Source organism: Halopseudomonas pelagia, from assembly GCF_009497895.1.
Taxonomy (GTDB): domain Bacteria; phylum Pseudomonadota; class Gammaproteobacteria; order Pseudomonadales; family Pseudomonadaceae; genus Halopseudomonas; species Halopseudomonas pelagia_A.
In genome coordinates this window covers 1,915,693-1,930,450 of record NZ_CP033116.1, presented here as the reverse complement: position 1 = coordinate 1,930,450, position 14,758 = coordinate 1,915,693, and the positions used below count along the sequence as shown (strand labels likewise).

General features: G+C 55.7%; 12 protein-coding genes. 8 read left to right on the top strand and 4 right to left on the bottom strand.

Annotated elements, in window-relative coordinates:
• Nucleotides 1-98 precede the first annotated feature (98 nt).
• Together EAO82_RS09120 and EAO82_RS09115 are read right to left on the bottom strand one after the other, a co-directional pair.
• The gene (locus tag EAO82_RS09120; RefSeq protein ID WP_096346455.1) at nucleotides 99-1,589 is read right to left on the bottom strand and encodes an aldehyde dehydrogenase family protein; all 1,491 of its coding nucleotides are present in this window, start codon (nucleotides 1,587-1,589) and stop codon (nucleotides 99-101) included.
• A complete protein-coding gene (locus EAO82_RS09115) occupies nucleotides 1,586-3,208 on the bottom strand; it encodes a GMC family oxidoreductase (RefSeq protein WP_174958803.1) in 1,623 nt (540 codons plus the stop codon). The genes EAO82_RS09120 and EAO82_RS09115 overlap by 4 nt, the downstream gene beginning before the upstream one ends.
• Before the next feature lie 308 nt (nucleotides 3,209-3,516).
• Here EAO82_RS09115 and EAO82_RS09110 point away from each other — a divergent pair, with 308 nt between their 5' ends.
• Nucleotides 3,517-4,146 carry a TetR/AcrR family transcriptional regulator gene (locus tag EAO82_RS09110; RefSeq protein ID WP_096346456.1) on the top strand — a complete coding sequence of 210 codons (630 nt, stop codon included), beginning with the start codon at nucleotides 3,517-3,519 and terminating at the stop codon, nucleotides 4,144-4,146.
• Nucleotides 4,147-4,155: 9 nt separating this feature from the next.
• On the opposite strand, the gene EAO82_RS09105 is transcribed toward EAO82_RS09110, so the two are convergent.
• Entirely contained in the window at nucleotides 4,156-4,920 is a 765-nt protein-coding gene (locus tag EAO82_RS09105) for a hypothetical protein (protein WP_096346457.1), read from the bottom strand.
• Nucleotides 4,921-4,950: 30 nt separating this feature from the next.
• Nucleotides 4,951-6,600: a methyl-accepting chemotaxis protein gene (locus EAO82_RS09100; RefSeq protein ID WP_096346458.1), complete on the bottom strand. Its 1,650-nt coding sequence runs from the start codon at nucleotides 6,598-6,600 to the stop codon at nucleotides 4,951-4,953.
• 197 nt (nucleotides 6,601-6,797) lie between these two features.
• Here EAO82_RS09100 and EAO82_RS09095 point away from each other — a divergent pair, with 197 nt between their 5' ends.
• From EAO82_RS09095 to EAO82_RS09065, 7 genes are all read left to right on the top strand, one after another.
• Entirely contained in the window at nucleotides 6,798-8,075 is a 1,278-nt protein-coding gene (locus EAO82_RS09095; RefSeq protein ID WP_096346459.1) for an MFS transporter, read from the top strand.
• A gap of 23 nt (nucleotides 8,076-8,098) precedes the next feature.
• On the top strand, nucleotides 8,099-8,419 hold the full coding sequence (locus EAO82_RS09090; protein WP_096346460.1) for a 2Fe-2S iron-sulfur cluster-binding protein: 321 nt from the start codon (nucleotides 8,099-8,101) through the stop codon (nucleotides 8,417-8,419).
• Nucleotides 8,420-8,435: 16 nt separating this feature from the next.
• Nucleotides 8,436-9,671: an NAD(P)/FAD-dependent oxidoreductase gene (locus tag EAO82_RS09085; protein ID WP_096346461.1), complete on the top strand. Its 1,236-nt coding sequence runs from the start codon at nucleotides 8,436-8,438 to the stop codon at nucleotides 9,669-9,671.
• 122 nt (nucleotides 9,672-9,793) lie between these two features.
• Nucleotides 9,794-11,014: a multidrug effflux MFS transporter gene (locus tag EAO82_RS09080; RefSeq protein WP_096346462.1), complete on the top strand. Its 1,221-nt coding sequence runs from the start codon at nucleotides 9,794-9,796 to the stop codon at nucleotides 11,012-11,014.
• 390 nt (nucleotides 11,015-11,404) lie between these two features.
• Nucleotides 11,405-12,769, top strand: coding sequence for a DUF1329 domain-containing protein (locus tag EAO82_RS09075; RefSeq protein WP_096346463.1), 1,365 nt, complete (start codon nucleotides 11,405-11,407; stop codon nucleotides 12,767-12,769).
• Nucleotides 12,770-12,808: 39 nt separating this feature from the next.
• A complete protein-coding gene (locus tag EAO82_RS09070) occupies nucleotides 12,809-13,840 on the top strand; it encodes a hypothetical protein (protein WP_096346464.1) in 1,032 nt (343 codons plus the stop codon).
• Nucleotides 13,841-13,907: 67 nt separating this feature from the next.
• On the top strand, nucleotides 13,908-14,696 hold the full coding sequence (locus tag EAO82_RS09065) for an SDR family NAD(P)-dependent oxidoreductase (RefSeq protein ID WP_096346465.1): 789 nt from the start codon (nucleotides 13,908-13,910) through the stop codon (nucleotides 14,694-14,696).
• Nucleotides 14,697-14,758 lie beyond the last annotated feature (62 nt).

The following is a 14,758-nucleotide window of genomic DNA, read 5'->3' as shown; positions in this document are numbered from 1 at the left end:
GTGTCTCCTACGAACTTTGTTGTATTTATTGTTTGTATGTACACAGCCTGCCCTGACTCAATCGGTCGACTCTCGCCGCGCCAGGGCTCGTCAAGTGTTCAGCGCCCGATGGGATAGATAATGGACTTTTCTTCGGTGAATTCATTGAGCCAATCAGGTCCGAACTCACGACCTATACCCGAGCGCTTGAAGCCGCCAATAGGCGCGTAGGGCATGGTTCCGCCACCCCCGTTGAGGTAAACACTGCCGGCACGGATACGTTTGGCCATCTTGTACGCAACGGCAGCATCGGCGGTCATTACGCCGCCGTTGAGCCCAAAGCGTGAATCATTGGCAATGGCGATAGCCTCTTCGTCGGTGTCGAAACCGATCACAACCCCAACCGGACCAAAGACCTCTTCCTGGGCGATGGTCATGTCATTGGTGACGTCATCAAACAGAGTGATGTCGACAAAAAAACCCTTCTCCTGGCCGGCCGGACGACCGCCACCGCATACCAGCTTGGCGCCTTGCTCAAGTCCGCTGGCGATCAAGCCTTCGACTTTGGCCCGCTGCGATTCGCGAATGAGCGGCCCCATCATCACGCTCGGATCCGACGGATCCCCCACCTTGAATTGACCGGCAGTGGCTTTTGCGTACTGCACAAACTGCTCGCGGACCGAGTTGTGCACTACGAAACGCGTCAGTAGCGCACAACCTTGCCCAGCATTGATCATCAGTCCGGCAACGGCGCCCATGGCGGCCGCCTGAATGTCGGCATCGGCGCGCACGATCAGCGCAGACTTGCCGCCCAGCTCCAGGTGTACCCGCTTCAAGGTGGCAGCTGCCTGGGTCATGATGCTGATGCCGACCGCCTCCGAGCCGGTAAACGAGACCAGGTCCACCCGCGGATCGCTGCTCAGCAGGCTGCCGACCTCGACACCACCGGTGACGATATTCAATACGCCTTTGGGCAAACCGATTTCCTCGGCAATCTCGCCGAACAGCAAGGCCGAGTACGGCGTAAAGGGTGACGGCTTGAGCACCAGGGTGTTGCCTGCCAGCAGCGCCGGAAAGACCTTGGCCAGGTTCAGCAGGAAGGGAAAGTTGTAGCCAGTGATACCCGACACCACGCCCACGGGTTCGCGTTCGATGCTGCCGCTTCCGAGGATCATCGGCCCGCCGGGGTTCATCGGATTGGGTACTGCTTCGACCGGAATCTGCCGTGCTTCGGTCACCAGGGATCGGTCGATGGCCTTCAGAACATGCCCCAGCGGCATATCCACTTGCATGGCCTGAGTGACCATTTGCGAACAGCCGACCTCTGCCACGATAAGCGCAGCAATCTGTTCCCGCCGACTTACCAGTGCAGCGTGCATACGCCGCATATAATCCGCCCGCTCGGCCATGCTCAGCCAGGGCCACGGGCCCTGATCAAACGCCTCGCGGGCGGCAGCAATTGCCGCATCGGCAGCGGCCACGCCACCCACCGGCGCATGGCCAATCACCTCTTCGGTGGCTGGGTTAATGATCGCTTCAGCGCCTTCACTACCCGCTTCCCAGCGGCCGTTTATGTAGAGTTTGTTCAGGTGGGTAAAAGGAATAATCATGCTGCGCTCGCTCCTGGCTGATTCGCACCAGCGATGATTTCTGCCGCGCGCATGGCGATGGCCATGGCCGGCGCGTTGGTGTTGCCTGATACCAGCGTGGGCATGACCGATGTATCAATCACGCGCAAACCTTCAACCCCGCGCACTTTGAGCTCAGGATCCAGCACGGCGTGCTCGTCACTGCCCATGCGGCAGGTTCCGGCTACGTGATAGGCGGTCTGACCAAAGCGGCGAAAGGCAGCAAGCATTTCTTCGTCACTTTGCACCTGCGGGCCGGGAGTCAGTTCTTCAACCAGGAAAGGCTTGAGCGACGGTTGCGCCGCGAGCTTGCGGATCCACTTCAGCAGCGATATTGCCGCCGTCTGGTCCGCTTCGGCACTGAGGTAATTGGCGACGATTCTTGGCGGCACCGCCGGGTCGGCCGACTCAATGCGTAACTCACCCTGGCTTTGCGGGTGCATGAAGTACCCGCCGAGGGTGATCCCCGGCTGTTTATCAATAGCCACGGTCTTGCCGTCGCCATCCATTGAAAACAGGCTTACCCCGATCTGCGCATCGGGGCGCTCCAGCCCAGGCCGGGTTTTTACGAAGCCGCCTGCTTCATGGGCAGCGTGGGTCATGGGGCCTTTCTTGCGCAGAAAATAACTTAGCACCGAGCGAGCCAGCCCCAGTCCGGCGAAGCAATGGTTGAAGCTGCCCCGGGTGACTCGGAACTGCGCGGCGATATAAACATGCTCACGCAGATTACGTCCGACATCCGGCGCATCTTCAATGAGCGGAATGCCCAGAGAATGCAGTAGCTGAGCAGGCCCTATGCCAGATAGCTGCAATAGCTTTGGAGACTCGATAGCGCCAGCGCATAGCAGCACTTCACGCTGGCAGCGGATGCGGCGCTCGCCGTCTTTCTCTTGCACCTGCACCGCGACGGCACGGCGTCCCTCAAAATGTATGCGGTGTACATGGGTGCCCGTCAGCACCGTCAGATTGGGCCTTGCACGCACTGGATCAAGAAACGCCTTCGCCGCGCTGAAGCGTTGCCCCTTCCAGGTAGTTTGCGGCTGATAGCCGAACCCGCCTTGCGTCACCGAGTCCACATGATTGGTATCCGCAACGGTCGCCGTACCGATGTGGGCGGCAGCGTCGATAATCGCATCGCACAACTCATCGCCCGAGGGGTGCACAGTTACCTTCAGTGGTCCGCCCACACCCCGCCACTCGGAGCTGCCAAGCTGGTGATCTTCCATCGCGACAAACTGTCGGCCCATATCCCGCCAACCCCAACCGGCACATCCCTGCGCCTCCCAGGCGTCATAATCGGCAGGTGCGCCACGCACGTAAACCATCCCATTCACCGAGCTGGAACCGCCAATAGCCTTACCCTTGAGCCACAGCTCCGTGGCCATGCCTTCTCCCCGCGACGCCTGATAATCCCAAACGTGCGGGTTGCCCGGCATCAACAACTTGCCTATGCCTCGCGGCATCGCGATTAAAGGGCTGGTGTGCTCCGGACCGCTTTCGATCAGCAGTACCGAAATACTAGGGTTGGCCGAGAGTCGGTTCGCCATCACGCAGCCGGCCGAACCCGCTCCAACAATGATGTAGTCGTAGCTTTCATTCATGATCACTGTTCCCGTGCTTTATCAGTCCAAAAATCGGGCTGTGATATCTGGGCGGCGGGAACAAACGCAGGCACCCTGCAGCCCGTTCCATGGTTAGCGGCAATATGGTCGGTATTCATTGTTTTTATCCGTTGTTCTTTTGCTGAAGCTGGGAGTGTAGGTCTGCACGCAACCGAGCTACAACGGACAGAATTTGATATCCGTTCGGTGTACACCAGAGAATGCCAATCAGGCTTTATCTTGCCCAGGCCAAACCGGCTGTGGCAGTCTCACGGGCATAACAATTCATCGTTCCCGTGGAAAAAGGTATGAGCAAGCGCCATCCAGACCGCCCCAATGGTGACCCGCCGAATGCGCCGGAGGATCGCCACAAACTCAGAATCCAGCACACTCGCGACCGGCTGCTCGGCACTATGTACAAACTCGCACTGGAAAAGGACTTTCGCGATATTACGGTTCAGGAACTGCTGGATACCGCTGGGATAGCTCGGTCCACGTTCTACGCGCACTTTCGTGACAAGGAAGATCTGCTAGTGGCTGGCTACGAAAGCATCGGCCTTCCAACAACTCGCACAGTCATGGTGTCGGGAGCACCCGTTGCTGTCCTGGATGTCGCTAACTGGTTATTTACAGCCACGGAGCAACATGCGTCACTGACTACTGCTTTTTTCAACAGTCCTTCCCAGGCAATCATCCTGGCTCACCTGGAAAATATATTGATTGTTCAGGTGCGCGAACACTATTGCCGCTATCAGATTGGCATTGCAGAAGAGTTAAGCCGCGAAGCCACCGTACGCTGCTTTGTCGGAGCTCTGCTGGGGCTCTGGCTCTGGTGGGTTCGACATGACTACCCGCACAACGCCGCAGAGATGAGCACGGCTTTTGATGCGCTGTTAAACAATGGCGTATGGCCGGCCAATCAACCTGCGCGGCAATAGACTGGCCTCCTACTCGACAGACAAGTGATTCAGCTCACCCAACGCAAGAGCAAGAAAACGCTCCACTGCATTCGGAGCCCAGTTGCCTGTCTGGTTCAATAACAGCGGCCTGGTGAAGGTGTAGTATCTATGGGAGCGTTCAACGGCTGGCGATATATCTGGATGGTCTACGGTGAGACGCTCAAACAACGCCAAAACCTCTTGATCGTGTTCAATCACTGCCTCCTCCGCCATCACCCACTGTTCTGCACCCAGTCGACTGAACGCAGCCACCTGATAGCCGACCATAAGCTCGCTCAGGCGCTGACTGAGGGTATGTAACCCTACGTCAGCTTTTCCGTCCGCATTAGGTTCGGTGGCTTTATATAGCGCATCCAGATCAGACTGCAACTGATAGTGCGATTCGACAACGGGCAACAACCAAAGAGTAAATCCGGGCGCAGTGGCCCTTAACGCTGCCCCCGACTGGGGGAGCTCTGAGGTATCGTCAACGCTGGCAACCAACGTGCGCACATGCTCGGTAATTATCGGACGGTTGAGCTGGGAGGAGAGCCCCTCCAGCTTTACCAGACTCTGCTGATAGCTTTGCCGATTCTGCTCGACAAAGGGACTGCCATTCTGGTTATAAAATACCAGCACGTTGGAACATATCGAGGAAGCCAGTGAGCGCATCTCGTGGATCAGCAACCTATCATTGATGCCCTGATCAGCCTGAACAGGGGAAGTAACTACCAGACAGAAAACTGAAACAAAGAGCAACTGGCGCAGCGACATGAGAATTGTCCTTATGGTTGTGCAGATCATTCAAGTGCGAAAGTGTCCGACGGACAACTCCAGCTCTTCAGCCAGTTCCTTCAAAGAAGCCACCGCGGCGGTAACCTGGTGGGAGATCAGGTCTCCTGCTTCGGCCATTTTTGCAATTCGCTCAATACCGAAACTGATTTCCTTTCCACCCTCATTCTGCACCTGCACCGCTGAGGCGATTTCGCTTACGCCCAGAGTTGAGGCACCCACCAAGCTGGAAGCCTCCAACAGCACGCTCTCCAACGAATCCAAATGAGCCTGACTACTGTCCAGCGCGGCAGCCCCCTCATCCAGTACCCTCTGAACATTGCCTGACTGACTTTCCAACGCGTCAGTCAGTTCATTAATCGCATTGGCTGCCACTGCCGAGCGTTGAGCCAGGTTTCGTACCTCGTCAGCTACAACGCTGAAGCCTCTGCCGCTCTCACCCGCGCGCGCCGCCTCTATCGCTGCGTTCAGTGCCAACAGGTTGGTTTGCGCAGACAGCTCCTTGACCCGATTGATGCTATCGGTGATCGCGGTGGTACTGGAAACAAAATCACCGACTGACAAGGTAATTGCAGCAAAGGCTCGACGCACCCGCTCGATTTCGTCCAGCAAACGGCTCAGGGCTGCACGACCTGCTTCAGCACCACGCAGACTATTCTGTGCCGAGGTATGCAGGCTGGCCGCATGTGATGAAATTGACGCCAGCCCAATGCTCATCTGCTCAACGGTAGATGACGTTTGCGTGGCGGCACTGGCTTGCTCGTTAGCCCCTTGCGCCACCTGATTAGATGTTGCAACCAACTCATCAGCAGACGTACCCACCGAGCCAGCAACACGTGTCACCTGCCGGACGGCGGACTGCAAGCTGTCTATTAGCGCATTGAAAGCAATGGCCGTCTGTGCAATCTCATCCTTGCCTATCACCGCAACACGATGGGTTAAATCACCATCACGCAATTTGACTGCGGCGCGCTCAATGCCGCGAATGGATTTCAGCACTTGATGACGCATTAGCAAACCGACCAACAGCGCTATTGCCATCGCAGTCACTACTGCAATAACCAAAGCTCGTGTCACCGCGTTAGCCGTTTCGTTCGCATCATTGAAGGACAGGCTGGAGAGCGCCTTTTGGTCCTCCATGAAAATATTCAACAAACCCAACATGCGGTTGTAGTCTGCACGCACGTAACCCAGCTGCGAAGGAGCTTGATAGGGGTTTTCCAGGACTGCCTCCGCCAGCTCACCGACGCCTACGGCAAACGCCTCCGACTGTTCGCTGAGGGTGGTGAATGAAGCATGCTCCTCTTCGCTTAACGCTGCCGTACCCTCGAGACCAAGACGAATGCTCGTGCGCATATCAGATACGCTGGCCTGCATATCTTCGACATAGAACTGCATTTCTTCCTGCGAGACGTTGCCCTGTGCCTGAATCAACTGCACCACTGCCGCGTACGAACCGACCATCGCCGCCTGAGACGCCGCAGAAATATCCAGAGCAAGTTGATACTGACTGAAACGCACTTGTTCAATTTGCTGTAAAACTCGTTGTTGACGGTTAAGCCCGTCGTACGCAACCGCAGAAATCGCAACAAGTAGTAACACAATCAGAGCTGGGGCAAGAATCAGTTTTACGCCCATGGACAGGCGGCTGAGCAATAGCATTGAGCATTCCTTATCACTATTTTTGTTGTAGGCATGAAGCGGATAATCGGTATGGACATCATCACGCTCATGCAATATTCTGATGTCAGTATATAGTTCTATATCCAGAAATTGGAAGCTGCGTGATAAACGCTCCTCGCATAGGCGCGGCTACAACACTCCAACTGGAGACATAAAAACAATGAAGGACGGCAAACATGAACACTTCCGGCAACAGCGCTGCCATTGATACAAGTGAATTTCGCACCAGTTGGCGGATATTGATTCTGGCGATGCTTGGCATCGGCATCAGCATCAACTCATCCCTGCTCTATGGTTTTGGGACGCTCGTGGTCCCGCTTGAGGAAACTTTCGGCTGGAGCCGGAGTGCATTGCAGATAGCGATTACCTTCCTGTTCGTCGGCGCCGTAATTGCGTTGCAGGTCGTCGGTTGGCTTAACCTGCGTTATGGCCTGAAGAAGGTCACCAGCGTCTCAATGTCGCTGACGGTGCTGGGCTATCTTGCCGCTACTCAGATTGGTGGGTCTATCTGGACCCTTTATCTGGTGTTTGTGCTTATCCCTATTCTGAGTATCGGCTGCCTAGCAGTTAGTTGGACGCAGTTGCTTAATATGTGGTTTGAAAAAAACCGGGGCTTGGCGCTCGCTATCGGATTATCCGGCACCGGGTTGGCGGCAGCGACGATTCCCCCCCTGCTCTCCTGGGGCATCAGTACCTGGGATTGGCGCGCTGCGTTTATTATTCTCGCTCTGATCAATCTGCTGCTGCTGTTGCCGCTGACACTCTGTTGGTTTTCAGTGCCCCAGCCAAAGGCTCACGAGAGTGAAGCAGACAAGCTGGCGGCTCAACGCAGCATTACCGGCATGACCTTCAAAGAAGGTTTCACCTCGAAAAAGTTCTGGATCTGCAATATCGCGCTGGCACTGGTCATTTCAGTGGTTATCGGCATGGTTACCAACACTGTGCCAATCCTGCGTGACTTGGGCCTCTCCGCTGAGGAAGCTGGCCTTATATTCAGTGGCTTTGGTCTGTCGCTGGTATTCGGCAGAGTATTGGTAGGGTATCTGCTGGACAGGGTCTGGCCCCCAGGCATTTCTGCCTTGAGCCTGGCCATGCCTGCATTCGGCTGCATCATTTTGCTAAGCGGTACCACGGACTTTACTCTGCTATTGCTGGCTGCTATTTCAATTGGCTTTGGGGCCGGTGCTGAACTTGATATCGCCGCCTTTCTTATCGCCAGATATTTTGGACTGAAGGAATATGGCCGTCTGTTTGGCTTTCACATTGGCCTTTTGACCGCCACGTCGGCTGCAGCGCCCTTGCTGTTTGCAGCGTTTCTTAGCCAGACCGGATCTTATAACTTGATGCTCATTTACTGTCTGGCCTGTTCGGTTATAGGGCCTCTGATGCTTTTGACATTAGGCCGGGCACCGCAGTTTGAAAAATCGCACGTAGCCAATCCTGTAGCAGCCTGACACTGATTCACTGGAGAATATCGATGCCAACAATTACGTTCATAGAACACAACGGTACCCCACACGCGGTGACCGCAGAGGTCGGGCAATCCATAATGCAAGCTGCCTTGAACGCTATGGTGCCTGGTATCCAGGCTGATTGCGGCGGCGCCTGCAGTTGCGCCACCTGTCATGCGTTTCTAGAAGATAACTGGATGGGTGCCGTGCCCGCAGCCGAGGGCTCCGAGCTGGATATGCTGGAATTCGCCAACGAACGCAAGGAAAACAGCCGCCTGACTTGCCAACTGACTATTCAGGACAATATGGACGGTATGGTGCTGCGTTTGCCCGAGTCCCAGTACTGATTGCACAGGAGCAGATATGACGCTTACGTCAGTTGTAATAATCGGTGCAGGCCAGGCAGGCTTTCAAGTCGCCGCGTCACTGCGCCAAGGCGGATTCGCCGGAAAAATCTCGTTGGTGGGCGATGAACCTGGGCTGCCGTACCAGCGTCCGCCACTGTCCAAAGCTTATCTGCTGGGGAAAATCAAGGCAGAGAATCTGCTTTTTCGCCCTGCCGCTTTTTTTGATGAACAGCAGATCGACTTGATCCACGATAAAGCAGTATTGATTGATCGGCAGAACCAGCGTGTGGTGCTTGAGAGCGAAAAAGCATTGGAATATGACCACCTGGTACTTGCGACAGGTGCCCACAATCGCGCACTGTCGATTCCAGGCGAACACCTTGAAGGGGTGTTCGGCATCAAAACGCTGGCCGATGCCGATGCGCTGGCACCCAGGGCCAAGGCAGCCAGGAATGTGGTTGTGATTGGCTGCGGTTTTATCGGCCTGGAATTCGCAGCGGTAGCTGCCGCGCAGGAAGCCAGTGTGCAGGTGATTGATCGGGGTGAGCGGCTCATGGCCAGAGCGATCTCGCCGCAGATGTCCGAGCTTTTCCTCAAGGCACACGAGTCCTGGGGCGTTAAATTCCACTTCAGCCAGGCAGTGGATCAGATCATCGGAGAAAACGGCAAGGTAACCGGAGTGGAAAAGGCCGACGGCGAAGTGCTTCCCGCCGATTTGGTCGTTTATGGCATCGGCGTCATTCCGAACATTAATCTGGCGACTGAAGCTGGCCTGGAAATCGAAAATGGCATCAAGGTCGACGCCCACCTTTTAACCAATGATCCGCATATTTCCGCGATTGGTGATGTTGCCTGTTTCCCTTGCATACATAACCAAGGCGAGCATACCCGTATAGAATCTGTTCCCAATGCGATGGACCAAGCAAGATCGGTATCGGCCAGGCTGCTGGGTAAAGCGGCACCGTTTATCTCTACGCCTTGGTTCTGGACCGACCAGGGCAATCTGAAACTGCAGATTGTTGGGCTATCTACCGGTTACGACAGCACGGTGACACTGGGCTCAATGGAGACGGACCAGTTCTCCGTGCTGTGCTTCCGTAGGGATCAACTGGTGGCAGTCGAGTCATGCAACCGCCCGGGGGATCATCTTGCCGGCAAGAAACTCTTGTCTCGTCCGCCAGAACTGACCCCGCGCGAAGCCAGGAAACCTGATTTTGACTTGAAAGCCTGGGAAGTCGCTCACCGCAGTTAATCGCTTGATCTTGGTGACCCTTGATACCTGCAAAGTTGAAGGGGTTTACCGTCGCTATCGTAGTATTTCGAGCCCGCTCGCCCTGCATGCCCCTCTGAATCGCTGCGTTGGAGTCACCATCCATGAGTAAGAGTGAAAAAGCGCCATTCTTCCCAGGCTGGTTGTTTCTGCTTGCGATGTTGACGGCTCTCTCACCGCTGTCGGTTGACTTGTACCTGCCCGCGTTTCCATCAATCGCGCGCAGCCTGGATGTCGAGTCCGCAGAGGTACAGATTACACTGGCGATTTTTCTGCTCGGCATGTCACTGGGGCAACTACTGTACGGCCCCCTGAGCGACCGCTATGGACGCAAGCCGCCGTTGTATTTCGGCCTCGTACTTTATATTGCTGCGTCTATCGGCTGCATGCTGGCAAATGACCTGACCACCCTCACCGCGTCACGCTTTTTTCAGGCGCTCGGCGGCAGCGCTGGGGTAGTTATCTGCCGCGCCGTTATTCGTGACCGTACGACCACAGCACAAGCTGCGTGGGCGTTCTCTATGTTGATGCTGGCACTCGGTCTGGCACCCATTCTGGCTCCCATCATCGGCGGGCTGCTCTTGATGGTAATGGATTGGAGAGGGATCTTTGCGGTACTCGCCGGTGCCGGCCTGATCCTGCTGGTAAGCATGCATTTCAGCATGCGTGAGACACTGTCACGGCACACAGCCGAACGTTTGGGTATTGTCGGCAATTTTCGCCGCTACGCGAACCTGCTGGGTAACGGCCAGTTCATGACCTACGTATTGATAGGCTCCCTACCTTTTGGTGGCATGTTTGCATATGTGGCAGGCTCGCCGTACGTCATCATCGAACTGTATGGCGTACCCGCAGAGCACTTCGGCTGGTTTTTCGGAATCAATGCATTTGGCATGATCGCCGGCTCGCAGTTCAATGCACGGCTGGTCGCCCGCTTCGGCCCCGCGACCATGCTGAAATACGTGATCATAGTCCCTGCCGCAGCATCGCTGGTAGGGCTGGTCGCTACCTTGACGGGCGTCGCCTCCCTGCCCTTGCTTATGGTCTGCTTTTTTATCTACATGACTTCGATGGGGCTGCTCAGCCCCAATGCGGTTGCCCTTGCCATGGCCAACGAAGGCCATCGGGCAGGCTCTGCTTCTGCCATTATGGGATGTATTCAGTTTCTGCTGGGTACCTGTGGAGCGGCGGCGGTGAGTATCTGGAGCATGCCCAGCGCGGTTCCATTGACCGGCGTCATGTTGCTGCTGTCGGGTAGCGGCCTGTTGATTCACATACTGGCAAACCGGCAGAATTTGCTGATTTCGCAGGGCTCGGACATCTAGACGTCCACCCCTTCCCCCCCGAAGGGTCATGATTCTTACTCTGGCAACGCTCTCATCCGCGCGCTGACCAAAGCCTCTCGGTATGGTTTTGTTTTACCCAGGGTAAAACGATTTATAGCCCTCTCTTCAATCGATTCACACACCTTTAGAGAGCGCCGCTGCCCTCTGCGAGCCGCAGCAGCATTGGGCTACAGCAAAACATCAAAGCTCCAGCAAAAACCTCTCAAACCTTCAATTACGCCAATATCGAAATTCTTGCTAAAGAATGAAATTCTGTATTGTGGATAAATCAATATGGCTCTGCTAGGTTGAATTCACCGTACAGACTCACGGAAAGAAATGGCGGCAGAGCACTGAACATGCACAAAAATAAAAAGCTGGAGAGCCGTAATGAAAAACCGACTGATGATGTGTATCGCCCTGAGTGGCATCTCGACATTTTCCCTGGCAGCGGTCAGCCCCGAAGAAGCAGCCAAACTCGGAGACAGCCTGACCCCCTGGGGAGCCATCAAGGAAGGCAATAGTGAAGGCACCATTCCGGCGTATACCGGAGGACTGCGCACAGCGCCTGAAGGCTTTGAGCCTGATTCGGGATTCTGGGTTGATCCCTACAAAGACGAGGAACCGCTGTTTCGTATCGACGCCAGCAATATGGACCAATACGCCGACAATTTAAGCGCCGGACAGAAACATCTGCTGCAAACCAATCCGGACTATTACCTCGATATTTTTCCCAGCCACCGCACTGCTGCTTATCCAGAGAAAGTCGTCGAAGCAACCATTCGCAATGCCACCGAGTGCAATACCAAGAAAGACGGGCTGGCTGTGGATGCCGCGTGCCGTGGCGGCCTGCCCTTTCCCATTCCCCAGTCGGGCAACGAAGTGCTATGGAACCAGCAACTGCGTTACAAGATTGGCTCTGGGTATTCGACTACTGCTTCATCCAACAGCTGGATTATCGATTCCAACGGCAGTGTGACCAAGGCTGCCGAACAGCAAACCTTTGAAGAAATGCCCTACTACCAGGTGGACCAGGACGACCGCAATCCCGAAATGTACGCCAGGGTGTTCTCTCTTAACCGATACCCAGCCCGCCGTGCAGGCGAAGTAACCGTTCTAGCTGACTTTCTCGACCCCATAGATCAGCCCCGCAGGGCCTGGAGTTATTCCCCTGGGCAGCGCCGCATCAAACTGGCACCGGAGTTCGCTTTCGATACGCCGGTCGCCAGTCAGGGCGGCGTCACGCTGTTCGATGAACTACAGATGTTCTCCGGCAGCCAGGAGCGGTTTGACTACAAACTGGTCGGCCGTAAGGAGATGTTCATTCCCTATAACGCCTACGAGTTCTATTTCGATTGTGGTCAGGAGGAACAGATGCTCGATAAGCATGCGAACCCTGAATGTGAGCGCTGGGAACTGCATCGTGTATGGGTAGTAGAAGCGACCCTCAAATCAGACAGCAGGCACGTGTATGCCAAGCGTACCTACTACCTGGACGAAGACACCTTTGGCGTTGGTTTGTATGACGCCTGGGACCAGCAAGGCAGCCTATACCGGTCTATGTTCCTCAGCGGTGTGCAACTCTACGATCTGGACATCCCCTATAACGTTAAAAACGTGATCTATGACTTCAACAAAGGAATGTATGGCGTGATCAACGATGGGTTGAAAGGCGGTTATCAGTTTGATCCCACACCTCTCCCCGAGAGAAATATGGCCCCCGAGTCAATCGTATCGCGTTACAGCCAGCGATAACCTAACCCCCCAAAGTCATCCAAAAACAATGAGAATGCTATGCGAACTTTTACAACGATTCCTGAACGAGGCGATTTTGGTTATCAGCAACTGGTTGGCCCCCACAAGGTAACCGGGCCAGCGATGGCCGGTGAACGAGGGTTCTTCGGCCTGCAGTTAAGCAAGAGCTCTCCCTTTGGCTCGGTGCGCGACGAAGAGGGCAACATCTATTCTTTCGTGCGCTCGCTGCTCGCGCCCAACGGCACGCCCAATCCGACCAAGTTCATCTATCAAACCAACCACATCGATGGTCAGCATTTGCGCATGGATCATGAGCGCATGGCAGCCCAGGCACCCACGCCCATTCCGGTGCAGACGCTGGACGGCGACACTGTCACCTGGACCAACCAGCCTGACGAGCCGGGCAATTCATGGAAGATCACCGCGTCGAGCGAAAAGCTTACCTGGAAGGAGGACGGCCTGTTTGAGCTGGAAGGCAAATTGCTTGGGCCTGGCCTGCAGTGGTACTTGCCTGGCGTTGAATGGGGCACCTTCTACGTCTCCCAGCTCTGGGATATTTCGGGAACCTGTGAAGGCCGTCCAGTGAAGGGCGCGATGGCGCTGGACCAGTTCTACATGGCCGAGGGCGGCGCCATTCACTTCAAGAAGGACCTGGTGGTAAACAACAAGATGCACGTGATCTGGTGGTCATTCGTGACCATCTACAAGGACGGCACCTGGGACTCGGGCTCCTTCATGGTCGGTCATGAACACCTTGGCTACGCCATTTTCATGAATGAAAAAGGCGAAATACGCACCACGACCGATATTGAAGGGTTGGCGATGCACAAGGACGGTAGTTACTTTCTCGACTCGGCGCGCATCATCCTGGACGGTGAGGAAGAATGGGAATTCCTTCCTGCACCTAAAGGCGAAATGATCGATTTCGTTGGCGGCTTTCCGATCACCGCCCAGCAAGAAGGACGCTGGCGTCGAGTGGGCGATGAGCGCGAACCAGACCGCTGGCTGGCCTGGGGCGAGTCCGACCGTCGCAACGGCACAGCCCGTAATGTGCGGGGCGCTGATCTGTAGCGCGGCTTCATGCCTGCCTGCTTTGCAGGCAGGCAGGCAACTCGACTCGACACTGCGGGAGCAACACATGAGATTCCAAGACAAGGTTGTTCTGGTGACAGGCGCCGGGCGCGGCATGGGCAGAGCCATCGCGTTGGCCTACGCTGCGGAAGGCGCCAAGGTTGTGGTCTCAGCAAGAACCCCGAAATACGGGCAAGAGACGGTCGAGCAGATAAAAGTTCTGAACCGTGAAGCGGCCCTGGTCGGCGGCGATATAGCCGACCGGGCAGCGATAAATTCCATGGTAGAAGGTGCCATTGATCACTTCGGCCAGCTGGATATTGTGGTTCACTGCGCAGCGGATACGGCCCACGGGCTGATCACCGAGATGCCGGACGAGACCTTCGATCATCTGGTACGCAGCAATATCCAGTCCCTGTTCTGGCTGGCCAAGGATGCCGCGCCGTACCTCACCAAAGCGGAGAACAAGGGACGCATCATCTTCATTTCCTCTGGCGAGGCCAACCGCAAGTACACCCCAACGCTGATCCCCTACGGCTCAAGCAAAGCCTTCATGAATGCCTTTGCCCGCGGGCTAGCCGTCGAATTCGGTGCACTGAATATTCTGGTCAACGTGGTGGAGCCGGGCCTGATCGGCACGGACCACATGATAAGCACCCTGGGCGAGGAGCTACCCCACCTGCTGGCGGAACATTTTCCGGTTCCCCGATTGGGGCAATCGGCTGATATCGCTTCGGCAGTGTTGTTCCTTACCTCAAACGAGGCAAGTTACATCACCGGCACCTCGCTGCTGGTGGATGGCGGAGCCACCATGGTCGCTTTACCCAAGATCGAAGAATTACTTAAAAAATCATAAAAACAAACATAAAAATAATGCTGATCGCGCGCCGGCTTTATGCAGGCGCAGGTGCCGTAGGA

Excerpts from the sequence above, each read along its gene's own strand:
- EAO82_RS09120 (WP_096346455.1), bottom strand. The coding sequence starts at position 1,589 with ATGATTATTCCTTTTACCCACCTGAACAAACTCTACATAAACGGCCGC.
- EAO82_RS09115 (WP_174958803.1), bottom strand. The coding sequence starts at position 3,208 with ATGAATGAAAGCTACGACTACATCATTGTTGGAGCGGGTTCGGCCGGC.
- EAO82_RS09110 (WP_096346456.1), top strand. The coding sequence starts at position 3,517 with ATGAGCAAGCGCCATCCAGACCGCCCCAATGGTGACCCGCCGAATGCG.
- EAO82_RS09105 (WP_096346457.1), bottom strand. The coding sequence starts at position 4,920 with ATGTCGCTGCGCCAGTTGCTCTTTGTTTCAGTTTTCTGTCTGGTAGTT.
- EAO82_RS09100 (WP_096346458.1), bottom strand. The coding sequence starts at position 6,600 with ATGCTATTGCTCAGCCGCCTGTCCATGGGCGTAAAACTGATTCTTGCC.
- EAO82_RS09095 (WP_096346459.1), top strand. The coding sequence starts at position 6,798 with ATGAACACTTCCGGCAACAGCGCTGCCATTGATACAAGTGAATTTCGC.
- EAO82_RS09090 (WP_096346460.1), top strand. The coding sequence starts at position 8,099 with ATGCCAACAATTACGTTCATAGAACACAACGGTACCCCACACGCGGTG.
- EAO82_RS09085 (WP_096346461.1), top strand. The coding sequence starts at position 8,436 with ATGACGCTTACGTCAGTTGTAATAATCGGTGCAGGCCAGGCAGGCTTT.
- EAO82_RS09080 (WP_096346462.1), top strand. The coding sequence starts at position 9,794 with ATGAGTAAGAGTGAAAAAGCGCCATTCTTCCCAGGCTGGTTGTTTCTG.
- EAO82_RS09075 (WP_096346463.1), top strand. The coding sequence starts at position 11,405 with ATGAAAAACCGACTGATGATGTGTATCGCCCTGAGTGGCATCTCGACA.
- EAO82_RS09070 (WP_096346464.1), top strand. The coding sequence starts at position 12,809 with ATGCGAACTTTTACAACGATTCCTGAACGAGGCGATTTTGGTTATCAG.
- EAO82_RS09065 (WP_096346465.1), top strand. The coding sequence starts at position 13,908 with ATGAGATTCCAAGACAAGGTTGTTCTGGTGACAGGCGCCGGGCGCGGC.